15 protein-coding genes are annotated in these 23907 nt (G+C 45.2%); 8 read left to right on the top strand and 7 right to left on the bottom strand.

Features of this window, described 5'->3' with window-relative positions; all coding sequences use genetic code 11:
- Nucleotides 1-42 precede the first annotated feature (42 nt).
- The 3 genes from Q1B47_RS14145 (at nucleotide 43) to Q1B47_RS14135 (ending at nucleotide 5548) form a co-directional block, all read left to right on the top strand.
- The gene (locus tag Q1B47_RS14145) at nucleotides 43-741 is read left to right on the top strand and encodes a TetR/AcrR family transcriptional regulator (protein WP_299794873.1); all 699 of its coding nucleotides are present in this window, start codon (nucleotides 43-45) and stop codon (nucleotides 739-741) included.
- A gap of 278 nt (nucleotides 742-1019) precedes the next feature.
- Complete coding sequence (locus tag Q1B47_RS14140; protein WP_299794871.1) at nucleotides 1020-2945, top strand: Ig-like domain-containing protein; 1926 nt, start codon at nucleotides 1020-1022, stop codon at nucleotides 2943-2945.
- Between the two features lie 563 nt (nucleotides 2946-3508).
- Nucleotides 3509-5548, top strand: coding sequence for a hypothetical protein (locus tag Q1B47_RS14135; protein WP_299794869.1), 2040 nt, complete (start codon nucleotides 3509-3511; stop codon nucleotides 5546-5548).
- Nucleotides 5549-6453: 905 nt separating this feature from the next.
- Here Q1B47_RS14135 and Q1B47_RS14130 read toward each other — a convergent pair.
- From Q1B47_RS14130 to Q1B47_RS14120, 3 genes are all read right to left on the bottom strand, one after another.
- A complete protein-coding gene (locus Q1B47_RS14130) occupies nucleotides 6454-8415 on the bottom strand; it encodes a hypothetical protein (RefSeq protein ID WP_299794867.1) in 1962 nt (653 codons plus the stop codon).
- Nucleotides 8416-9032: 617 nt separating this feature from the next.
- Nucleotides 9033-9764 carry a LytTR family DNA-binding domain-containing protein gene (locus Q1B47_RS14125; protein WP_299794865.1) on the bottom strand — a complete coding sequence of 244 codons (732 nt, stop codon included), beginning with the start codon at nucleotides 9762-9764 and terminating at the stop codon, nucleotides 9033-9035.
- Complete coding sequence (locus Q1B47_RS14120) at nucleotides 9757-10818, bottom strand: histidine kinase (RefSeq protein WP_299794863.1); 1062 nt, start codon at nucleotides 10816-10818, stop codon at nucleotides 9757-9759. The genes Q1B47_RS14125 and Q1B47_RS14120 overlap by 8 nt, the downstream gene beginning before the upstream one ends.
- A gap of 441 nt (nucleotides 10819-11259) precedes the next feature.
- Between Q1B47_RS14120 and Q1B47_RS14115 the strand changes: the two genes are divergently transcribed.
- On the top strand, nucleotides 11260-11844 hold the full coding sequence (locus tag Q1B47_RS14115) for a hypothetical protein (protein ID WP_299794862.1): 585 nt from the start codon (nucleotides 11260-11262) through the stop codon (nucleotides 11842-11844).
- Nucleotides 11845-12473: 629 nt separating this feature from the next.
- Here the strand turns inward: Q1B47_RS14115 and Q1B47_RS14110 are convergent.
- From Q1B47_RS14110 to Q1B47_RS14095, 4 genes are all read right to left on the bottom strand, one after another.
- The gene (locus Q1B47_RS14110) at nucleotides 12474-14483 is read right to left on the bottom strand and encodes an MtrB/PioB family decaheme-associated outer membrane protein (protein WP_299794859.1); all 2010 of its coding nucleotides are present in this window, start codon (nucleotides 14481-14483) and stop codon (nucleotides 12474-12476) included.
- Nucleotides 14484-14494: 11 nt separating this feature from the next.
- Nucleotides 14495-15376 (bottom strand): DmsE family decaheme c-type cytochrome, encoded by an 882-nt coding sequence (locus Q1B47_RS14105; protein ID WP_299794970.1) that lies wholly within the window; start codon nucleotides 15374-15376, stop codon nucleotides 14495-14497.
- A gap of 324 nt (nucleotides 15377-15700) precedes the next feature.
- A complete protein-coding gene (locus Q1B47_RS14100) occupies nucleotides 15701-16684 on the bottom strand; it encodes an ABC transporter permease (RefSeq protein ID WP_299794857.1) in 984 nt (327 codons plus the stop codon).
- Complete coding sequence (locus Q1B47_RS14095; protein ID WP_299794855.1) at nucleotides 16681-17565, bottom strand: ABC transporter ATP-binding protein; 885 nt, start codon at nucleotides 17563-17565, stop codon at nucleotides 16681-16683. The genes Q1B47_RS14100 and Q1B47_RS14095 overlap by 4 nt, the downstream gene beginning before the upstream one ends.
- 187 nt (nucleotides 17566-17752) lie before the next feature.
- Between Q1B47_RS14095 and Q1B47_RS14090 the strand changes: the two genes are divergently transcribed.
- The 4 genes from Q1B47_RS14090 (at nucleotide 17753) to Q1B47_RS14075 (ending at nucleotide 23859) form a co-directional block, all read left to right on the top strand.
- Nucleotides 17753-18646 carry an ABC transporter substrate-binding protein gene (locus Q1B47_RS14090; RefSeq protein WP_299794853.1) on the top strand — a complete coding sequence of 298 codons (894 nt, stop codon included), beginning with the start codon at nucleotides 17753-17755 and terminating at the stop codon, nucleotides 18644-18646.
- A gap of 240 nt (nucleotides 18647-18886) precedes the next feature.
- Complete coding sequence (locus tag Q1B47_RS14085; RefSeq protein ID WP_299794851.1) at nucleotides 18887-20794, top strand: hypothetical protein; 1908 nt, start codon at nucleotides 18887-18889, stop codon at nucleotides 20792-20794.
- 157 nt (nucleotides 20795-20951) lie between these two features.
- Entirely contained in the window at nucleotides 20952-21713 is a 762-nt protein-coding gene (locus Q1B47_RS14080) for a LuxR family transcriptional regulator (protein ID WP_299794849.1), read from the top strand.
- Between the two features lie 202 nt (nucleotides 21714-21915).
- Entirely contained in the window at nucleotides 21916-23859 is a 1944-nt protein-coding gene (locus Q1B47_RS14075; RefSeq protein ID WP_299794847.1) for a hypothetical protein, read from the top strand.
- Nucleotides 23860-23907: the final 48 nt, after the last annotated feature.

The raw sequence follows: 23907 nt of genomic DNA, 5'->3' as shown, positions 1-23907 counted from the left end.
TACAACTTTTATCGCTACATTTTTACCAGTTAAGGAAAAGCCATGCCTAATGCAACCAAAGAGAGCAAAATCGCTAAAATAATTAGTGCTGCAGAAGTACTGATCGACGAGAAAGGTGTGTTTGACTTTTCCTTTAAAGAACTGAGTAAGCTCAGTGGCGTATCCAATGGCACCCTATACCGCGAGTTTCAATCGAAAGATGAGTTGCTGTGTACTATTTTTACCAACAAATTAAAAAAACACATCCAGATCATGGATTACCTACATCAGGCAGAACTGACTGGAAAAGAGAAGATTATATCCCATGTCTATTACACATACTTCTCAATTAAAAATGATGAAGCTAGTGTCGCCGATCGGTTTTTAATCACCAATTATGCCTTGTATAAAAATGCGCGCCCTGAGTTTACGGATGAGATGAAAAAACAGATTGAGATACTAACTAACAAGTTCCTCTATCAATATACATCTCTGAAAGAATCAAAAATCATTAATGCCAGCCTTACAAAAGCCAAAAGGCAGATGATATATATGCAAATTGTAACCAGAGGGCTTAATGTTATTGCCGGCAACCGTTACACACCTAAACGTAAAATTAAACTCGACATGCTTATCCCTCTACTCACCCCAATACTGGATGATCTGGAATGGACGCCGGGGCCATCCAGTGAATATGATATCAACAAAATATTAGTCACCGTAAATACATTGAGTGACAATGGCTACATCAATGTAAGCTAAAACAATGTTCTCATACAAAAAACAATAACATCAACCAGTCTTATGTTGATTTCAAGTTGTTAGTTTAATACATCATTAATAACGACTTTATTTTTCGTTTATAGCTATAACTCAATTTTAGCCCTTTCTACTTCACATCCACCCTCATATCAATGTCATAAGTCACAGTTTTAAGTTCTGTGTAATTCGACACGGATTAACTATCAAACAGTTTACATACAATAATCAGGTAAACCACAAAAGGTTTACAACAATAAAATTGATTTATAAGGAAGACGATGATGAAGAAATTAAGTCTGGTGTATGTTGCGTTATTGCCGATACTGTTCGGTTGTAATAGCAGTGACGATTCAGATGATACCCCTCAAAACTCAGCACCAATAGCCATGCCTGATGTCGCCACAGTCAATCAGGGAGATACAGTCACTATCGATGTACTGGCTAATGATGTCGATCCCAATGGAGATGCGCTAACTCTGGTTGCGGCAGAAAACCTTGAAATTAAAAACAATCAGGTTAGTTATGTCTCAGCTGAGGATGACACTCCCGGTGAGAAGGTGTTTACTTATCGGATCACCGATGGCCTGTTGGAATCAACATCGACACTGACTATAACGATAGTGCAAAACGGTCAACCTCCACAACCACCGGTTGCAGAAGCTGAATACGTAACGGCGCAAACCTGTAAAACATGCCATACCAATATTTATAACGAATGGAAAGATACCAGGCATGCACAAGATTACCGCACGCTGTATACGGACGACCCTAATAAAACCATCGAGAAGATCATACCTGAGCTAGACTGGGGAACTGAAGCTGAGCCAATTACCCATACTATTAAATTTAAACCCAACAACCAGATAACCACCTATAAGGGCGATGATGGTAAATATTACGCTACTCTGATCGATCAAGTCGATGCAGCGAACAGCCAAACCTATCGTATCGATGGGATCTCGGCAACGACATCTAAGCAGTTTGTCTCTTACGATTACCCACAGAAATCAGCAGACCCTCAAGATGCGATTGGCTTAATGATGCCTTTTGCCTGGTATAATGACGGCAACGCCCAGTGGTTTTCATCTTTCTATACCGGTTCGGTATTTTGGAATAATGATGGTAGCCTGAAAAAGATGGATGACATCCACACTAATGGCGTACCCGTTAGCGAAGAGCTACACAGGATGAGCTGGGAAAATCAGTGCATGCAATGCCATACAACAAATTCAATAATAACTGGGTGGGAGAAAACAGAGAACTATGGCAAGGGCGGTGTCCCTGGTATGTTGGTCAGTTCAGCAAACATGCACAGCGGTGATGTCGAAGACGGTATCTCCTGTGAAAAATGCCATAATGCAGGCTCAAACCACGCCACTTCCATGAATGCCGATGATATTACAAACCCTGGGAAGATGACACTTCAACAGAAGAATGACAGCTGTATTCAGTGTCACCAGATGTCTAAGCACCATGATTTACACCTATACTCTCAGCTCTATAAGTTTGTGCTGGATGATGAAGGAAATCCAACCACAGAGGTGGGTGAACAGTTTAAAGTCGGTGATAAGGTACTTGATTTTACGACTTTCGATCCTACGGGCAAATGGATAGGAACAGACAGAATCAAGGGACAGAAAAATACGGTACTTGAATTCAATAGTTCTAAACATGCTGCCATAGGGCTTGCCTGTGTCGATTGTCATGATCCACACAGTATGGAGATTAAGGCCCCTGCCGACGATCCCGAAAAACTCTGCCAAAGTTGCCACGCAGATAAAGGCGCGGATCATAAGATGGCTATCCATGACATGGTTGGCGCAACTTGTATGGACTGCCACGCAACTGCAATTGGCTCAACTGCGACCATGTGGGACAATGGTACACATGACTTCAAGGTGATCTCACCGACAGAGTCTTTGGCTAACTATGATGCACTTATACCTTACAGCCGAAATGAAGGCACGGACCCACAGTTACAATATTACTTCAATATGGCGGTAAGTTGGGGGCCTGGCTGTTATGCTAATGGTCCATACGTACCGAATTCATATGTGTGTACTACTGCTGCCGTATTGCCTAACGCCTGCGCCTCATGTCATAAATCAGAAATGCCAACAATTGGTATATTTAATGACGTAGAGCGAGCTAAGCTGCTTAAAGGCCAGGAACGCTGGCAACGATTTGAAGATGCAAGCAAATAATCTTTAATTAAAGAGATAAGAGATGCCACTGATTTCAATAAGTGGCATCTTTTTATATAGCTTTCATTAAGAGGTATAATAAACCCAAACATTGCATAGTTAAATCAATCCGTGTGTGAACAGAAGAGAGGCTCCTTTTAACTTAATTAACCCTCTACCTTTATTTTTATTTCATACTTCCTCGCCCTCTTAAGCTTATCTCCATATAAACTCCAAAAATAAAAACAGCAACATGAGATTCCTAGAAGAACAACTTGAGTGTTCAGCAACACAGCTATCTTAATTAACAAGCAATAAATCCTTCTTCTTCATCTGTTGATTAACACCATAGTTACTATATTGGAGAGGCTATCCAGTCGCGTTCTAAGGGAGATAAAAATAAAACTTATTTTGAGGGCCTGCTCACACCTAAAATACATTAGTCCTCAAGCTTTGCGACTTACCCCTCACTTTCATTTGGCTCTATTACTACGTGCACCCCGCATCTTTTTGAGAGCATCTAAATTGATAAAATATATTTGCAAAAACACTATTAAAATAATTTATTAAATATTGGAGTTAAGATGAATAAGAAACTTGCTTTGGCAGTGTCTTTCGCTCTGGGGCTTTCGGCATGTGGTAGTGATGACAACTCAACCACACCGCCTCCTGTCGAGCCGCCCCCAACAATTAATCCAGTTTGGGAATATGTAGAAACAGGATATATGGACATGGGTCAGGCCACCCTCAGCGGCAATATAAATGTCGCTTTTGACTATATGAATGAACAAGTATGGAAATGGATACGCGGCATCACCAAAGATTCGACTCAGTTTTGTATGAATTTACCCGAAACAGTAACCCACCCTTGCAATACAGATGTCAATGGTGATGGTTTTGTCAACGCTCTGGATGCCAACCTTGCTGGGGTGTTAAATAAACAGTCTGATATTTTATCCATAGATACAGCCGAAATACATAAAGTATTAGCAACTAATCCCGACGGATTAGGTGCCGGAACAGCCAGACCCGACATTTTCAAAGAGGGCAGCCTCTCAGCATTTGATCTCCTGCGCTATATGGTCGCCACTCGCGATGATATGAAATTTATCGGCGAGGTCATTACACCAGATAAATCCGCCTACGACACCCATGAATTCACACTAGGTTACGACAGAAACGGTAATGGTGACTTTACCGATGAAGGAGAACAATCACGTAATTGGCATTATCGTTTTACACAAAGTATGGGGGAAGCCGGACTTTACAGGGATCATAGTGGCGAGATCAGCTACACTAGAATGGATAACTTCTTGATAAAAGAGGAGCAAAGGATCCGCTTCCAGGACACATCCACTCCATTTATCTCTCGTCTGCACTATATCTGGCAACAAGAGATTGAAAAACTGGCAGCCAACAACGGTAAAGTGATTGTCGACAATGTTTATTGGAAAGACGACCCTGAAAACTCAATAGCAACAAACATTGAAGTGAAGCCCCATAATTTACGGAGTGATGTATTCCAGGATGGGGTTATCACGCGCATGGATCTCTTTTTAACACTTGCCGATATGGGACATGACTTCCGATTGAACTGGTGGCCAAAGCTTGAAACTGGCGCCATAGTCAACTCGTTTAGTTTATCAAGAGCCCCCGTTCTTGGTAAAACAATAGGGCTAAGATCTTTTACCACAAAGCATTCCGTCATATCGGACGTGGATGGTGATCTTTTCTTCTCAGACAGAATGCCCGGCATTTGTAACTTTGATGCAGAAACCGGTCGTTCCGATGTGATTAATACTCCCGTTGCTATGACTGATTGCGTTCAAGATTTTTGGAGTGCTTTTGGTATTGGTGGTTGGTTTGGAAATATTAACAATGACCTGTGGACTATGCCCTATGGTGCAGATTTCGTAGAGTTAACCAAAACAGACTTGAATAATGCCGGCTATCATAGTGCTGGAGCCAAAATTGACAGCATATCAAAGCATGACATTATTGAGTGGGACTACAATTGGCGTCAGAATGCTCTGGCAGACAAAGGCGTCAAAGATGAATATATCAACACTGACATTGTGACTTTACGTTCATTTAAACCTGCCACCAAGCAAGGAGAGAATGGTAAAGCACCGCTACTTGATGAAACTCATTTTGGTTGGAAAGTTGCCGATTGCACCCAGTGTCATAACGATGAAAAAGACCCCAAAGGTCATGGCGGATATTCTTGGCCGGTAAATGCTGCGGATGGTTTTAACGAAACGCAGCCTTACTACTGTTCAACCTGTCATGGTAATAATGGAGCACCCACCGGCCATGGCCGAGAGGCTCGCTGTTTCTGGTGTCATTCAGAAGATATGTTGCCGAAGAATCATGGTGAAGCCAGTGCTCGCAAACTACTGAAACACGAAGATAACTGGATCAATACCATTACCACCCGTCGAAAAGCAGGAATCGACAACAATTACTATGGTTTCTCTGACAACCATGATGAGGTGCTTGAAGGAGATGAAAAAGGCTATGGAGATCGTTGGGTATCATCGAACAACGATTATGACTTTAGCAAAAAGTTCCCAGACCCATTTGCTTGTGGCACTTGTCATCAGGACATAGTGAAAGACAACTAATCGTATATTATCGCTACTGGGCCTTTCAATAAGGCCCTTTTCTTAAAATAATTAACATAGAAACATACTATGCAATCGGCTTAACACCTACAGCCTAAGTAAGAGCTTCCCGGGTACCTACTCCTGTATAACCTGTCACCAAGCTGCAAAGTAGATCATCAATAGAGACAATGCCGATCACTGGATGTGAAAGTGGTCGGTTAATCGAGCGAAAGAGTTATAAAAAATCCGAGTTCTGTTTCAATGCTCGGATTTTTTTATGCGCGTTTCTCAACGCTCTGAATATAATCAATTAACTCAAGCCTTAAAGTAGATTCCTTTAATTATTTACTAGCTTAGCGTTTTATAAAGCTTACATCTGAACAGATACGCCCCCCCCAACCAAGCGCAAGCTCAACCTATTATCTTCCGTACTCTATATCTTATTTAGAGGTTGCAATCGCTATATCTGTAAAAGAAGGTCTGCTCATCTTGCCGCAAATAAAGATATGGTTGACCAATGATTCGCTTTTATACTGAGCTATTATGTCTAGGACTCAATGATGTTCTTTTAGAGCAACTCACTAATAGTTTCCATAAATGTGCACTCTAGATAAGATGGTATCGGAGAAGAAGACTTTATTAAGCGGATATAAAAAACCGGGAATAGATGCCTCTATTCCCGGTAAAGTGGAGAGCAAGTAAAGCGATAAACTTGCGAGTTTTTATTGCTACCCTCTCAATTTCTGAAAAGGTAGCATTTATGATCATAGGTGTAGCAAACGAAGAAATCAGGTTAAACCTTGCAGGGACGAAAACTCAATTTCAACGTTTACTACTGATCATTGCATCAAAACGATACTGTAAATTTGCCAGTATCAAACCTTAACGGGTCGAGATTTGTCTCCCCCTTGCTTATCAAGTGGTTAGTCATTAGGATGACAAGTTACACATGAGTATGGGTCCGGGAAATCCTCGCTGTTGTGCCAGTCGTTGTTGATCCCCGTACGTTCATTTTCCCCATAGTATTTAAGGTTATCTGCTTGATCGTGGATAGGTTGCTTGATGCCGCCCCACTCACCATTAGGTCCGGCAAGACGCTCTGCGTCCAGTGTATTCACAGCGTTGGCACACGATCCCTCTTCCATACCGGCAAGGTTCAAGCCGGTCAGGCTGGTGCCATCGCACACAACATCGCCGAACTTCATGAAGCCCGAGGCCGAACCGTGGTGAGCCATTTGATTATCTTCGGTGTGACACCAAAAACAGCGGCTCACTTCACCGTGGCCTTTCATTGCGCCATTGCTGCCGTGACAGGTGGCACATTCATAGGGCTGCTCTACCCCTAACGATCCCTTATGCACATCGTCGTGACAATTGCGGCAATCGGCTATCCCCCAGCCAAAATGCTCGTCAGTCAGAGGCGCGATGGCGTCGTTGATGTCGGCGATCACCTGGTTTTCATAGTTACCACTTTCATCGACGAAATGGCGCTCAGTGATGTCAAACTGCGCAGGCATCCACGTCTGATAGCCAGCAAAAATCACTCCCTTTGGATAGTGCATGACCTCCTGATCAGGCATGTCGTGGTCCATGAATCCACCAAACTTGTTATACCACTCGTCGATACAGATTTGGGCGGATTCAATGGTATGGCCCTGACCGCCATGCATCCACTGACACTTGCCCTTAAGCTTAGGATCGCCTTCCCCTTTGTCAGCAGCAATCAGGTCGCTCGGAACAGGCCACTCAAGATCATCCAGGAAGAAGTCCTGAGTCGCAAACATTTCGCCGGTTGCCGCAGCCCAGCCCACCATTCCCTGAGCACGCAGGCCGTTGACGGACGTCAGCGCGTAGTTGTTAACTTCAGAGCTGGTAGACATGGTGCCCCAATAGGTGAAGCGCACATCGGCCAATCCCTGGTCCTGAAGCGACAGCCACACATCCATGGATGTGATCACACCGGGCTGAAAGATATCGGTGCGAAGGTCGTGTGCAGTTACCTCAAGGTTCTGAACTTTTACTATATCATTGCCCTGGGCATCAATTGCCCACACCAAAGGCACAATAACTTTATCGCCGTTTGCTCGCCTACGATCCGCTTGCAGTTTAAACTGCATATTGCGACGCTCGGTCACCGCTCGGTTGTATGGCTGCATGCGAATACGCATCTTGCTCTTGGCCAGGCCAAGATCGGCGCGAACATAAACCGTTTCTAAGTTTGGCGTGCCTTGGAGGCGATCGAACTCTCCGTCGTGCCAGATGTAGGAGGGGTACCAGTCGGTGCTCCTGTTACTCAATTCGGTTTCAGACAAGGTACCATCGCCATCGGTGTCCCAGGCAGTGCTAAGCAGATGGGTACCAAGCTCTTCATTCCAAATTGCCTTTACATCCAGGTCGTCGCGAACGTGGGAGGCGTAAAGCACTATATCCATTACCGAGAAGTGGCCATCGGCATACACATCGGGACGCAGCGGAATGGGTGAATCAGGCTGAGCTGCATAGGCCTTAATGTCATCGGCGTTTACCTTGAAGATGAACTTACTATCATCCGGGGTGATCTTATTGCGGTTGAACTCATTATCATTATATTTACCCATAGGCGTCGGGGCTTCATCGCCAGTACAGTACTGGCTAACATCGACGCCATCACCTTTATATTCCCGCTCCATACAGGGGTACCATCTACCCAGATAGACGGTGATATCACCATCAAAAACGGCCTTTCGTGGTTGTACAAGATCCAGCGATTCGTGTGGCTTGCTGGCTACCGGTGGCTCTGTGGGTGGCACCTCGGTAGCAGGATCACTATCTGAGCCTCCGCAAGCGGTTAGCGTAGATAATAATATAGCCGGCAGTACCGACTTTATTGCATTATGTTTTTTCATTCGTTTACCTATATTCATCATTAGGTCTCAATATATTGAGCAAAAAACTCAAGCTGTCCATCATCTGAAATGTCGACGATGGTCTTGGTCAATATAAAGGTGATAGTTTTACTTATTAGTATGATTTAAAGCCTGATACGTCTGGCTTGCCTAGAGTAAATTCAATTGTTATTACCTATAAACAACCATATAGTTTGAAACAATTCAAAGAACACTCACGCAATAAATAATAGATGGAGAGACTTAGATATAGACTGTGCAAAGGTACACCTTTCACAATAGACAAATGGAGGTCACACTTTAAGTTTGTTATTATTCAATCTAACGAAATTTATATTGACTGCTCAGTAATAACTGATGATAAATACCATGATGTAACGGTACATGCCTATCCAATAACTTAAGTTATAAATAAAAAGTGTCGTTGGCGCATGTTAAATAAACTGCTACAAGATTAGACGCTTCGACAGTTAATTCGGAACCATGACAACTTTAGCAAGTGTTAATAAACATTCATTTGAGTAGGCTTCGCACGACGAACAGAGTTGATTTATTCTAGATTTGGTTCAACTGTTCGAATTGAGAAACACCACCTTTCTTAGTTTAATAAACAATGCCTATCTGCACTGAAGCAAATACTCATTGAGTAATCCAACTTTTGCTCGCGCTACACTGATAGGTTCATCTACATCAAACAACTTGACCAAGGTATGCCTTGACTGACGCAGCACTTGAGCAACCTGAGTTAAGTTAACGATATAACTACGATGGATCCGCATGAACCGTTCTGAGTCGAGCTGTAACTCAAAATTCGCCATACTCTCTTCAGTTATAATACTTTCCAAATTGAATCGGCTTCTCCCATAAGCGGATAAGTTAACTCGTTGATAACGACCGATGCTTTCAATAAAACTGATATCGTTAGATGCAAGCAGATGATTTCTTTTACCATCATAAACGGCGATCTCAGTGACATCAGGCATGACGATATCGTGTGATAATCGTTCAATTTTGTCTAAACAGCGAATCAGCCTACTCGGACGAACAGGTTTGAGTAAGTAGTCAACAACCTTGGTATCGAAAGCCGTTATTGCATGCTCGGCATATGCGGTGACAAATACTAAATGATAATTGATATGCTCAGTGGCTTTTGCAACCATAAAACCATCAATAACTGGCATCTCGATATCGAGAAACACAATATCGGGTAATAGTTGGCAGATGGCCTCAATGCCTAGCTCTGGGTTGTTATAACAACCGATGACCTCTACTTCAGGAATATTATCCAGATCTCTTTTAAGGCCTTGCGTTGCAGCAACCTCATCGTCGATAACAATAACTTTACGCATCCAGCTCACCACTCAAGTCATGATTTATACTGATGGTAGCCAAGACCATAGCATTTGAAAAATCAATAGTGAAAGAAGCGTCACTATATTCCAGCTTCAAGGTATCAATAATATTCTGCTGACCACCATTGGGTATAAACTTTGGAGGTATCTGCTCTGGCCAACTATTACAGATGGTCATTAATAAATGTTTTTCTGAGTAACGCGTAGTGACTTTCAAAGTGATGCTTTTATTCGATTTGCTTACAGCATGTTTGATAACATTTTCAACCAATGGAAGCAGTAACATTGGCGGCAAGCTAAGCTCTGAGCTCCGTTCATCGATTTCCAGCTCTACATTCAAGCGGCTTCCAAATCGTGCCTTTTGAATGGCCAAATAATGCTCGATAAGTTTCACCTCATCTTTGACGAGAACTCTTCTTTTACCTGACAATGCTATCGTCCCGCGGAGTAGATCGCACAGTTCAAACAATAACTCCTGTGCGAACTCGGGTCGTTGAGGGATTTCATAAGATATTAGGTTTAAAGAGTTAAATAGAAAGTGAGGATTGGTTTGCATTCTAAGCAGTGCGATTTCCGACCGTTTAAGGGAGACCTCAAGCTCTATGGCCTGTTGCTTGAGTCGCAAACTATGGACAACAGCAGTATAAATTGCAACCTGGAAAACGATGTTGAAGCTAGAGAGCATCTTAAGCCTCGGATAAGGGTCTTCCAGTTTCATAGGGGAAATTGCCGAAGCCAGCCATATGGCAACAATAATCAGGGCAATATTGCTAACCATTGTATAGATGAGCTTTTTATTAATAGTCGCCGAATACTGGTGATAACAGAGTTTACTTAGCCCCCAGAAAATAAAAAACAGACTAAATGTATACATAGGAACTGAGAGAAGCTGTACCTTTAAAGGAACAGAGTAGAACTGGGCCTTTAAATCGGTATTCTCAACCACAGCTAACAGATAAAAGAGTGATAAATACCCTACCAATGCATTGAGTAGGGGCCAGGCTATTAGCACGAAGAGATCGTGTCGTGACAGAGGAAAAAGTGACTTCAAAACATCAACCCTATTTTTAAGAGTTTATATTATAAACGATGAAAATTGTACAAGTGTACCGTTCATCACCAATTTGTTACCAGTGGTAAGGTCGTTAAGTCAAGTTAACTAACAAGGATGTCCATAGGCATTTTGTCGTTGATCCTGTCCAGTAAAATCTCAAAGTGGTAAACAAGGGCTAAGGTCACTGGAAGTAAACCTGAGTTGTCACATTTGACTAGTGTCCCCCTTCTCCTGAACGCTGAAACCCACTCATACATGAATAGACACCACTCATACACTCACTTCCCCCAACTCATCTGCTTTATTATATGTTACCACTACGTTAAGTAGATAGATAAAGCATGATATGCAAATGTTCTTTGTTGTAAGCCGGCTTGGTTTTCAGGCTCAGTATTCTTTATCAATCGACAGTGTCGATGCTCTTAGAGAGGTTTTCATATGAAGCCATTAGGTTGGATTGTATATGCGAGTCACCCCACATCTTTGAATGCTAATGTGTCACTCGTGGAAAACAACAATGATTCAGATAGTTACCATGATGTTATGAAGGTATTTATATCTGATGAGTCCTTAAAAAAGAGCGCTTTCTCACTGTTAGCAACGCCAAGGCACACTAGTAGAATACTTGCCACTATAAGATTGGATGGACAACAGCTCATCGCTAAGCGATATACAATACATAGTGACAACATTGTCGAGCCCATCGGTGAACTTATACTTTTCATCGATACCGATCGCATCAATGACGTGGTGCTGAAAAACTTCTTCGTTGATCAGATATGTCCATCTATTAACTGTGCGAACAGAAGTAAAATCAAACAAAGAACCAAAGATATTGTAAAAATGATTGCGCTTGGGCTAGAGCGCAAAGAGATCAGTGAGTTGTTCAACTTAACCAGACGCGGTATCGATTACCATATTGATGTTGCCAAAGAAGTACTTGGCGCCACCAATAAATCGAGTATGGTTTTCCTCGCAATAAAACAAGGTTGGTTGACGGGGCACCAGCAAAGTAAGCACTAAAGGTAACCGTAATTCATTCTAGCCAAGAGTGAATCTTGTGCTGTAACCATCGCGTTGAAATCAAATATATCGCCCCTCTCATCTCCCCTTGTTAAATACCTCTTCTTTATATGTTCCCGTTTAAGAAGCGGGAACTAACTTTGCGTTACGTATTATCTTGCCTGCTTCCTTGAAGACTGGCACTGGGTTTAAATGCCTTTGCCTCCCCTAATATTGGCTCATGCACACTGTCCACTGTCCACTGTCCACTGTGATACATTTTTATCGTCAGCAAAAAACCTAAAGGTCTAATCGGAAATTATTCAATGTAAATAGGTTTATTAATTAAACTGACCAGCAAAGTACACCGATATAGATATAACAAAGCACAACACAGGTTATGCAACCACTTTATTTATAATCGTTTAATCCCCTTGATTAAGTACCAAGAATAAAAAAACCGGGAATAGATGCCTCTATTCCCGGTAAAGATGGCTGCAAGTAAAGCTATAAACTTGCGATTTTTTATTGCTACCCTCTCAATTTCTGAAAAGGTAGCGTTTATGATCATGGGTGTATCAAACGATGAAACCAGATTAAACCTTGCAGGGACGAAAACTCAGTTTCAGCGTTTGCTACTGATCATTGCATCAAAAGCGATACTGTAAAGTCGCCAGTATCAAATGGGCATCATAATCATGATTCAATACGCCCAATGTATTTAAACCAGTAGGGCCTGTTCCCGGGTAGTAGTATGTTGGCAGCTGAGTGTCATCCGAGTAGCGGTATCTTTCGAACTGATATTTAAGTCCCACAACTGTCTGTTCAGTCATCGCGTAGGTGGCTTGAACCGTGACGTTATGGCTGGTGGACTCATAGTCACCTAACACATTGTAACCGTTTGAATAGCTGTCGCTGATAGAGATCGCATAGCTATAATCGGCACTGATGTTTATCCCCTTCTCACTCAAACCTGTGTAGTTGAAACCGATTCCCGCAAAGCCAAACTGATCTTCGGTATCGGCTTGCCACATGTCCAGGTTAGTCGTCTGGGCGCTGGCTTGGTTGCTGTCGATCCACTGGTACCCACCGTCGATATTAACGCTGAACTCCTGCAGCGCCTGCCAGCTTAACCCCAGGTCATATCCATAGTCTTTAGACTCAACCAGGCCAATCTCGGTATTGGTATAGTCATCCAGGCCATAATAGCCTCTGAAGCTAAGACTTAGCGTATCGAGTGGCGCATGGCTGACAAACAGCTCGGCTTTGCTGCTCCTCTTATCGGCCAGATAATATTTACGCATCAGGGTGTTTTCACCACTTTCGCTTAGCTGGTCATAGACGAACTCGGATCCACCGCGATCGGAGTAAAGCCCCTTTAAGCGAATATCCCACATATCCAAGCCAGTGACCCGCCACTGTGCCCAGAAAATGTTGTCATCGGTCTCTTCACGATCCTGATTTGTGCGCTCGGTTTCGATGCGATCATACCCGGCCTCGATACGTTGACCCTTTGCTATGCTGTAACTCGCGCTCGCTTTATACGCTGTACGAGTAGTATCGAGTGGGGTATTTGCCTGAAAATCGCCACTGAGATCATCATAGGTGTATTGCTCATACATCCTGACATCGGTCCTGTTATCTCTGTCGGAGTAATCGATCGACGCCCTGAGCCTTAAACCTGACATCACAGTGCTGGTAACTTTGAAGTTCGCATCTAAGGTATCGACTTGTGTATCGGCGTTACCCGGTCCTGATGTGACGCCGGTAAGCGTTACATAATCGGCATCCTGGGTCATGCTGCCCTGAGTAACACGACCATTGAAATGGGTCCTGCTCAGTGAGTAGCGCCCAGAGAGCGTGACGAACTGAGACTGGTTGTCCGGCGCTTGCGAGCTTACCGGGTAACCCATGCCATTAAGCTGCAATGAATCGATATCATTTTCGAACCAGCTGCCTTTGTAACTCAGCTCTGTTAACCAGTTCTGACCACTAAGGCTTATACCCGCCGCCATGTTCTGGGTTTGCATGTCGATAGGCGCGGCAATATTGATAGCCTTGATGCTGCCGTTGGTCATGCTCGATGTTTGTTTGCCGGTTTTATCTTCGTTTGAGAAACGAATATAGCTGGCTACATTATCCAGTTTCAGCTTTGCCTCGATGACAGATTTTTTACGCTCCTTGACCAGTTGCTGCGTTACCATCTCATCTTGTTCGATAAGAGAGTTACCATCGGCTAGCCAGATACTCTCGGCGTTATCAGCGTTATAGCGTCGCTTCTCATCGAAGCTGGCCTCAACATTCCATACACCAAGCCTACCGGTTTTAACTGCCCCATAGCCCTGCTCGCTGCCTAGCTGGTCGGCTACCACTTCGGTGCGGTATCCCTTGTTGTTATAAACAAGGTCGGCATTGACGCCGGCGGCGAACCCATCGGTATATTTGAGGTTGTTGGCCGCATGATCGTCATCGCTGTTCATGGAGCCAAGCTCGACACCGGCCTGCCCGATTACAGATTTTTTACTGGTACACTTCTTACAGGCCCATTTTGCGTTGGTACTTGACTGTGTATTGGCCGATGTGACGCCAAAATCGAAGGCAAAAGCACCACTGCTACAGGTTGCCAGCGCTAATGTGATAAGACTTAATTTAAATTTCATTTTACGCTCCCTTAAAACTGAAATGCTTTACCAGATGGATGATTCGAGCCGTGTATCTGACCATGACAGTTGAGACAACCTTGACCGCCGGTTTGAATGCTCGAGTTATCACCTGGCGCTGTGCCTGCGTGTCCGTCGTTGGCATGACACTGCTTGCAGAGCATTGGCACTCTTGATTTCAGTAGTGCTTCATTTACGCTGCCATGGGCATCATGACAGTTAGCGCAATTTTCCATCACAGGCGCATGCTCCCAAAGGAATGGGCCGCGTTTTTCAGCATGGCATTCGAAACAGGTCTGATTAACATCAATTTCATTCAATGCCGAATCGCTCATCGAACCATGAGGGTTATGACAATCACTACAGGTCATATCGCCCCATTTAAGAGGGTGACTCGAACGCTTGTTCATATCGGCTTTTGCACTGATATGACACTCGCTACATATCTCTACCTGTTGGTCCTTAACCAGCACAGGATCTTTACTGACATGCAGTTGATGACAGCTTACACAGCTGACATCTTGTTCCGCATGCAGGGATGTGTGCCAGGCCACGCGACTGGTGTCGTTATGACAGGCGGTACAGACCGAGTTTTGCATCTCAGCCGTTAAGGGAGACCCTTCACCGAAAGTCACCATAGGCTCGTTCTTACCCTTGTGCTTTCCTTGAGGTCCATGACAGGCTTCGCACTGAAGGCCTGCCATAGGGCTTTTACTGTTAGCTTGCCCGTGCACACTATCGAAGATAGCCATCACCTTATCGGAGCGCTTATGGCACATGATGCAAGTATCAGCGCCCTTCTTAGAATACTTACCCTCTTCAAACTTTTTCATTAATGTATCCAGGGGATCGGCGCTGGCCCCCATAGATACGCCTGATAAAAGCACGAGCATCACACTCATCACATTAAATATTTTCATCGTCATCTGCCGTAATGTTTTTAATTATTAAAATCTAACTAACTGAAAAATAATATTTCAGTAGCAAGGCTAGAGGATGAGAGAGCTAATTTCTCTGTTATTTATTACACACTTTACTTTAATGTTAACTATGCCATCAAAATTATTCATATCATCGATAATTGAATAATCCTGGCACCATAAATAACTCCTTAAACAGTACGCTTAAGGTATAAAGCGTTATAAAACAAAGAATGAAACTCTACTCCCCCCCTATATTCAGTAGTCAGGGCACTGCTATGCTCTGAACCACTCGAATTAGTCCCAGCGAAAACTGCGGCTCGCCACTCCCAAACAGATCAGGATAATCGCAACCAGAAACAGCAGGTGATCGCCAATATCTAACAGGCCTGCACCGTCTATGATCACGGCCCGATTAGCGTCATTCATATGTGTCAGCGGCAGGCAATCGGCCATAAACCTGACCCAGGGCTTGCTGCCTTCCAAAGAGAACCAGATCCCCGACAGGAACATCATCGGCCATGAGAGAATATTGAGCAGGCCATTGCACAGCTCGTCCGAACGTGTGCGACTGGCCACCAACAGGCCAATACTGATCATGGCAGCGCTGCCCAGCAGAGTGTTCAGTACCAGAAGCGCCACACTGCCTTGAGAACGGATATCGAACAGGATGGCAATAACCGCAAACACTAATATGGCTGAAAGGACTGTGGCACCCAGTCTGGAGATAAGTTGTGATGCCAGAAACTGCCAAGCGGCCAGTGGCGTTACCTGCAGGCGCTTGAGTACGCCGGTTCTTCGATATCTGACCACGACATACCCCACCCCATAGAGGGCCGAGAACATCATGTTCATGCCGATGATGCCGGGCAGGATCCACTCGACATGACGCACGGCTTTACCTGTAATGGCTTCTTGCTGCAATTGAGGCAACTTGCCAAGAATAAGCTGCTTCAGGATGTAACCTTGCGCGCTTTCAGGGTTGACCCAGTAGGTATCACTGCTAATCAATCCATCGACTAAGTGTCTGGATACCTTATGCTTGGCCTGTTCAAGATCGTTGTAATGGATGATTTCAATATGTTTTAACACCGTTATTTTCGCTATCTGATCAACATCGCCATAGACACCAAGTTGATAGAGCGTCGGATTATCATCGTCGAATACCAACACCAGCGCGATCACTATGATGATGGGAAACAGAAGCGACCACCCCAGCGCAGACTTGTCACGGAGGAACTCATGGTTACGTGCGGTTATAAGTGCAAACAGTGCATTCATAGTCGAAGCTCACTACCGGTTAGCTTTAAAAACAGATCTTCGAGGTGTGGCTTACGTACAGCCATGCCACGAGAGGAGCCCGGCGACGTATTAAGTATGGGGAGCAGATCGTTGAAGGAGTGACACTCCACACGCGTTTGCCCTGCGCATTGGCTTACCTTTACCGGTAAGCCATCAAAGTCTTGCTCCGTATATTCACCATTGAGCTCGACTATCTGTGGCAGGAAGTTGTCTTTAAGCAAGGTGTCCGGCGAGCCTTCGGCGATAAACTCCCCTCTGTCCATGATCGCAATCTGATCGCACAGTTGCTCCGCCTCTTCCATATAGTGGGTGGTTAAGATGATGGTCTTACCCTGCTGTTTAACCTCTCTGATCAACTGCCAGAAATGTAGCCTCGCCTGTGGATCCAGCCCGGTCGTAGGTTCATCTAAAAAGAGTAACGCCGGATCGTTGATCAGACTCAGCGCCAACAGGAGTCGCTGCCTTTGTCCCCCGGAGAGGGTGTAATGAAACTGGTCTTCGATATCTGATAATTGACACTGTTTTATCAGATGAGGAATCGGTGTATGACTCTGATAGAAGCTTGAGAAGAGTTTCAGGCAATCATATACGGTCAGATGGTCTGGCAAGGTAGTCGATTGAAACTGAATGCCGATCTCTTGCTTAAAGTTTTTATCGATTGGCAAGCCCCGGTACAGTACCTCACCGCGTGTGGGCTTGAGCACGCCCTCGAGGATCTCAAGAGTGGTTGACTTACCGGCGCCATTTGGCCCAAGCAAGCCATAACACTGACCCGCCTGAATATCCAAGTTTATGTTATTGACCGCAACAGCGTCACCGTAACAGTGAGTCAGGCCACGCACACTCAAAATAACTGACAATACAACCTCAAAATCGGCAAATAGACCTGTATTGTCTGCAGTGTAATGAGAAAAAACACTGGGGTTTTTAACAGACTTTTATATCGCCAATCATATTTGTGTGCTTGTACACAAACCGGTTTTAACTCGCTTGTCTTTAGCGCCAATCTCCCCATCATGCTCATATATTGGAAAATAGAGATCTCACATGCGCGCGATAAAGATATTAATTTGGCTGTTACTGATAATCGGCCCCCACACGGTTTTCAGCCAGGAGGGACAAGAACTCAGAATCGTCTCCCTTGCACCTAACTGGAGTCACACAGTCGCAGAGATCGGTGCCATCGATGACTTAGTCGGGGTTACGCGCTATGCAAGGTTTCCACCAGAGCTTCCTTTGAGAGTAGAGCAAAAGCGTATCGAGGTGGTCGGTGGCTTCACCGATATCTCAATCGACAAGATCACCCGCCTCGATCCCGATCTAGTACTCACCGCCACCGGCTTACAACTCAGGTTAAAGGCAAAGCTGGAGGCACTTGGGATACCGGTTATCCATATGGAGGAATCAAGTCTTGAGGAGGTGTATGCCAAGATACAGCTACTGGGTAAGACCATCGACCACCAGCAGCAAGCAGATGAGCTGGTTGCATCGATTCAAGGTGAGTTAAAGGAGATAGCGGCCGAGTTCACCGAAAAAGACTCACCCGAGGTCTATTACGAGATAAACTACCTCTATAAATGCGTGCCGGGTAAACACTCCTATATGACCGAGCTGATTGAGCTGGTTGGCGCTAAACCTATCTTTTCCGAACGTGATGGCATAGCCCCTATGGTCACCTGGCCGGAAGTGGTAAAACAAAACCCGGATGTGATATTACTGCCTATGTGGCCCGATGCTACCGGCCCGATATTCGAGGGGCCGCAGGCCGGAAGCGGCACCACAACCATAGCCGAGGTAAAATCCCGCCAAGATGCTGATAAGGTTAATGCCGTTAACAACAATGCCGTTAGATTTATCGACTCTGCCGTTACCAAGCAAGCGGGGCCTAACATTCCTCAGGCCGCCAGACTGCTCGCCGAGGCGATATACGCAGAACAGTAATGAAAGTAGTAGTCACTTAACCGAGTGTTCATCCGGGCACTCGGTAACTCCCCTCCTCTTTCCACCCTTCCCCTCAATAAATAATCGTAACAGTCAATTTTATTAACAAAATTTACAATACAGATCACATCTATCCGTTTGGCAAAAAAATCCTAATATTTCTTCTAAGGTTTGATCTTCAACCCTACCTTAAACTCATTTCGCCTGGTCAAGGCTAAACGATAATTAAAATGAGAGGCGATGATGAGAAATTTTTTGCTAAGTACCTTGGTGCTCAGTCTGCTAACCGCTTGTGGTAGTGACGATTCACAAGAGCAACCCGTCGATCCAATACCCTCCCCCAAGAAGTCTAAGTACCTGACTGTGAATATTAAGCCCGAAGCCAAATTTGAGGGGCAGTTTGAAGTGTATCTGGGCCGCTATCCCGATCCGCTAAAAGACTGGTTGCAGAGCGATAAAGCCAGAGACCTTAATCAGGACGAACATATCGATGAGCGCGACGCCCACCTTGATGGTGTCTACAACCCAAAGGAGAGCCCGATTATTGTCGATGCAAATGAGATGGATCGACTACTTAGAACTAATCCAGATGGACTGGGCGCAGGCTCAGCCAGACCTGATATTTTTGTAGAGGGTCATTATGGCACATTCGATGCCCTTCGTTATCTGGCCTTGATGCGCAGCGATCTCAAGCTGGATAACATCAAAGCGCCGATTGATACCGGGCGTGACACCTTCGAGTTCAGCGTTTCCTGGGACAGTAACGGCGACGGTGCGTTCGACGAGCAGGACAACGACATCTACACCAACTATCAAAGTACAGACTGGCACACCCGCATCAAGTTTGACGGCGGAGAGTTGACCACCCTTAACGGCACACTGGATGGACTCGGCCCTCAAGGTGAGGCCCACTACGAGCGGCTGGACCAGATGTTGATCCAGCCCGGCATGACCATTCGCTTCCAGCCCTTCTCTCCTGAGATGACCCAGCGTCGCCGATGGGTACAAGACAGAGAGATAGCCCGTCTTCAGGAGAGTGGTGGAAAAGTTATATTGCCACAACTGATAGTGATGAAATCCATAAACACTCAACCCTTAGTGGTCCAAAACCTTGAGATCACCGCCCATGACATGCGCCCGGATATCTTTCAACCAGGGGTCATCACTAAGATGGATATCTTCCTCTCTGCAGCCGACTCTGGACTGGATGTCGCCTTTAACTACTGGCCATCACTATCAACCGGTGCCACAGTCGAACATTTTGGTTTGTTCAGGGTAGACGGCCTCGCTTCCGAGGTGGCCCGTGGCTGGACTACAGGATGGGGAGAGATGGTGACTGACAACGATTTCAACCCACTCTCAAAATGCGATTTCTCCTCACCAGCGGGCGGTAGCCAGGACTTGGTAGTGGACCCTGAGCACTGCCGACTTGACTGGCAGTCCTCTTTTGGTGGCACCAAGATGCATATCATGTCTGATGTGTGGGTGATAAACCAGCCGGAAGAGTACGCGCTCGCGCTCTATGGCGATCACTACCAGCTATTTGGTATGGAGGAGTACAGTGGTAAGGCCACCGCCGAGCGTGACTTTAGCCCGCAGGAGGATGGCAGCGATATAATGACCCTTCAGGTATTCGCGCTGCCGGAAGATGACCAGGGGCCAATACTAGAAGAGACACATTTTGGTTGGGGGATTGCCGATTGCACAGAGTGTCACAACGAAAGTAAAGACCCTAAAGGACACGGCGGCTACAGTTGGCCGATAAACAGTAGCGATGGCTTCGATAAAACTCAGCCTTACTACTGCGCCACTTGTCACGGAAACAATGGTGCGCCTCAAGGGCACGGAGAGACCGCCCGCTGCTTCTGGTGCCACGCCGGCGACAGTAATACCCCGAAGCACCATGGCGAAGCATCGACCCGTAAGCTTTATCAGGGCGATGAGATCAAGAGTAACGACAAGATCTATAACTCCTCACAAGGTGGTGTGCCGGATCCTAACGATCCCAATGATCTCTCTGTCTTGCCTCGTGACAAGGATGGTAACTACAGCGAATATCAAGAAATTTGGAGCTCGGTCAATTCTGACTGGGATATGAGCCGGGTATTCCCCGATCCATACTCCTGTATGACGTGTCACCCTAATTAAAATCAAGATTGCCTAAGTCAGGTTATAGATAAAGGCTTGCATTAAGTGGGATGCAAGCCTTTGCAATACCAAAGACGCAGGGAACAGTAGAGATTCCTTCGCCATAGTCTGTCAGATACCAGCCTGGATCAGGATATAGGAAAAACCAACAATATTTATGAGTTATACAAAGACTAAACACTGTAACATCGATTCTATCTACATCAGTCAAGCCAGTGAAGTGCTACGCAAGTATGGGATAACCAACTTTTTTTATGGCATCACTACCAAAGATAAAGGGCCTTCTCTTAACCATTTTAAGAGGCTGCAGAGGCGGATACCCGGCGAAATGTGTAAAGCTAACCAATTAATTTTCTCCAGAGAGAGCATACGCTGCTTTTTAAAATATTATATCGAACACTTCGCCAACGGAGATGGCGCCTATTCAAATAAAGTTCAACTGGGTCCAAACCTGCCTCCCTCCCCTGATTACTCCGGAGGAAAAGGCGAACAGTTTAAGCGCCTGATGGATAAACATGGTGCCGTTAGCCGCGCAATCTGGTTACTTTCTGTCAAATACAACCCTGACTGGCAAGGTGCGTTTGTTCTTTTGTCCGATCACCCCCGTGAGGTATTACAAACCACATTTAAAAAACACAGACAAGAAATTGAACGACAGTTGCAGCTCTATGCAACTTTATTCAATGATCAGTGTATCAACCAGTTAAACCCCATCACTAACTTTAACTGCCTGTCGCCTAAGGCGCTGGAGGTATTACGGCTAACTGCACAAGGGTTGTCGAGTGAAGAGATTGGTGAGCATCTGGTGATCTCAGAAAGTGGCGTTAATTATCACCAGAACCGTCTCAAAGAGCTTTTCAATGCCAAGAACCGAGCTCAGCTGGTGAGTTTTGCACACTCATTAGGGGTCTTGGATTGATTCAACTCACCATTCAAACAAAAAACAATTATTCAACTTCCGGTTAAAATCATATCCACATCACAACTCTCTTTTCCCTGCCAAAACACTACGACTAGTCGTAGCGTTTTGGCGGATCGCATCGGCTAATCTCGTGTCAGCAAATTCAGAAGTAATTTGTGAACTAAAAACTCTAACCAGTTTGACACCGAGAGAGATGAAGATGAAAGGAAAGCTATATAGCGCGCTTTTGCTAAGCATGTTAGCCGGATGTGGCAGCGATGATTCGCCACAAGCTCCTGTAACACCTGAAGAGCCAAAACCAGAAAAGTCCAAATACCTCACCATGGATATCAAGCCCGAGGCAAAATTCACCGGTGAATTCTATGTAAATTTGGGCCGGTACGAAGATCCGGTTACACACTGGATACATGATAACAGTGACCTGGATAATAAAGACAAGCCCAAAGCGGATGGCCCTGATGTCGACTTTAACAAAGATGGTTGGATAGATGAACGAGATGCACACCTGGCAGGCATATATAACCCGAAAGAAGCCACAATCAGAATTGATGCGGCCAAGATGCATCAGATTCTGATGACAAACCCCGATGGTTTAGGGGCTGGCACAGCTCGTCCAGATATTTTCGTTCACGGCCACTACGGGGTATTCGATGCCCTGCGCTATCTTGCCTACACCCGTAATGATCTGAAAATCGAGAATATCGTCACCCCGGAAAACAGCGGCCGTGATACCTTCGAATTTGAAATATCCTGGGACAGTAATGGCGATGGTGTATTCGATGAACAGGATAACGATGTCTATGCTAATTTTCAGGGCAAAGATTGGCATTTCAGGTCTAAATACGATGGCGGAGAGTTCAAAAAAATCGACAGTACCATCAGTGGTATCGGTCCACAGGGCGAGCTCACCTACTCCAGAATGGATCAGTTTTGGATCCAGCCGGGGATGACCATTCGCTTCCAACCCTTTTCTCCCGAGATGACCCAGAGACGACACTGGGTTCAGAATAGAGAGATGGCTCGCCTCGAAGAAGCCGGCGGCAAGGTTATCGTGCCGACCATGGCAATTGACTACAAAAAGAAGGATGTACAGCCAACCGTAATCAAAAACCTGGAGGTGACAGCCCACAACATGCGCCCTGATATCTTTCAACCGGGCGTGATCACTAAGATGGACGTCTACTTATCCGCCGCCGATGCGGGACAGGATATTGCCTTCAACTACTGGCCTACTCTCTCTACCGGCGCCAAGATAGAACACTTTGCTCTGTTCCGGATTAACGGTGTCGCATCAGATGTTGGCCGTGGCTGGACAACCGGTTACGGTGAAATGGCAATCGTAAAAGACTTCACTCGTAATTCAACATGTGACTTTTCATCACCAGCGGGTGGAAATATGAATTTAGAGGTGGATCCTGAACATTGCCGCATAGACTGGAGAACTAACTTCGGTGGCTGGGCAGTGCATATCATGTCCGATGTATGGGTGATGAATCAGCCAGTAGAATATGTCTATGCCGAAATTAAGTCTCATTACAAGGTATGGGGCATGCCTGAATTCTCAGGTAAAGATATCATGGAGCGTGATTTCAGCCAGGCCGAAGATGGCTCGGATATCATGACGCTTCAGGTTTTTGAGCTACCTGATAATTCAGAACCTGACAATGCAATACTCAAGTCTACTCATTTCGGCTGGGGAATCGCCGATTGCACCGAGTGCCACAATGAGAGTAAAGATCCATTGGGCCATGGTGGCCACAGTTGGCCTATCAATTCGAAAGATGGCTTCGATAAAACTCAGCCTTACTACTGTGCCACCTGTCATGGGAGCAATGGTGCACCGCAGGGACATAACGAAACCGCACGCTGTTTCTGGTGTCATGACACAAAAGAAAACCGCCCCTTACACCATGGTGATGCTTCGACTCAGCGTCGATATCAGGACTATAAGGGAGAAATTAAGAGCAACACCCACATATACAATACGAATGTCCCTAAAGATTTAAACTCCCTACCCAGAGACTCCATGGGGAACTATGAGGAGTATACGGATCTGATGAGCTCAGTAAACTCTGACTGGGATATGAGCCGGGTATTCCCCGATCCTTACTCCTGTATGACTTGTCATCCAAACCCAAATTAAGTCGGTTTATAGCGAGTTAATCTAGATATAAGGGCTTGTGTTGCAAAC

This window comes from uncultured Shewanella sp. (assembly GCF_947501225.1).
In the GTDB taxonomy this organism is placed as follows: Bacteria; Pseudomonadota; Gammaproteobacteria; order Enterobacterales; family Shewanellaceae; genus Shewanella.
Note: the sequence above shows the minus strand (reverse complement) of the source record. Positions and strands in the feature narration are given on the sequence as shown.

Coding starts and splice junctions, on each gene's coding strand:
- Q1B47_RS14145 (WP_299794873.1), top strand. CDS start 43: ATGCCTAATGCAACCAAAGAGAGCAAAATCGCTAAAATAATTAGTGCT.
- Q1B47_RS14140 (WP_299794871.1), top strand. CDS start 1,020: ATGATGAAGAAATTAAGTCTGGTGTATGTTGCGTTATTGCCGATACTG.
- Q1B47_RS14135 (WP_299794869.1), top strand. CDS start 3,509: ATGAATAAGAAACTTGCTTTGGCAGTGTCTTTCGCTCTGGGGCTTTCG.
- Q1B47_RS14130 (WP_299794867.1), bottom strand. CDS start 8,415: ATGAAAAAACATAATGCAATAAAGTCGGTACTGCCGGCTATATTATTA.
- Q1B47_RS14125 (WP_299794865.1), bottom strand. CDS start 9,764: ATGCGTAAAGTTATTGTTATCGACGATGAGGTTGCTGCAACGCAAGGC.
- Q1B47_RS14115 (WP_299794862.1), top strand. CDS start 11,260: ATGAAGCCATTAGGTTGGATTGTATATGCGAGTCACCCCACATCTTTG.
- Q1B47_RS14110 (WP_299794859.1), bottom strand. CDS start 14,483: ATGAAATTTAAATTAAGTCTTATCACATTAGCGCTGGCAACCTGTAGC.
- Q1B47_RS14105 (WP_299794970.1), bottom strand. CDS start 15,376: ATGCTCGTGCTTTTATCAGGCGTATCTATGGGGGCCAGCGCCGATCCC.
- Q1B47_RS14100 (WP_299794857.1), bottom strand. CDS start 16,684: ATGAATGCACTGTTTGCACTTATAACCGCACGTAACCATGAGTTCCTC.
- Q1B47_RS14090 (WP_299794853.1), top strand. CDS start 17,753: ATGCGCGCGATAAAGATATTAATTTGGCTGTTACTGATAATCGGCCCC.
- Q1B47_RS14085 (WP_299794851.1), top strand. CDS start 18,887: ATGATGAGAAATTTTTTGCTAAGTACCTTGGTGCTCAGTCTGCTAACC.
- Q1B47_RS14080 (WP_299794849.1), top strand. CDS start 20,952: ATGAGTTATACAAAGACTAAACACTGTAACATCGATTCTATCTACATC.
- Q1B47_RS14075 (WP_299794847.1), top strand. CDS start 21,916: ATGAAAGGAAAGCTATATAGCGCGCTTTTGCTAAGCATGTTAGCCGGA.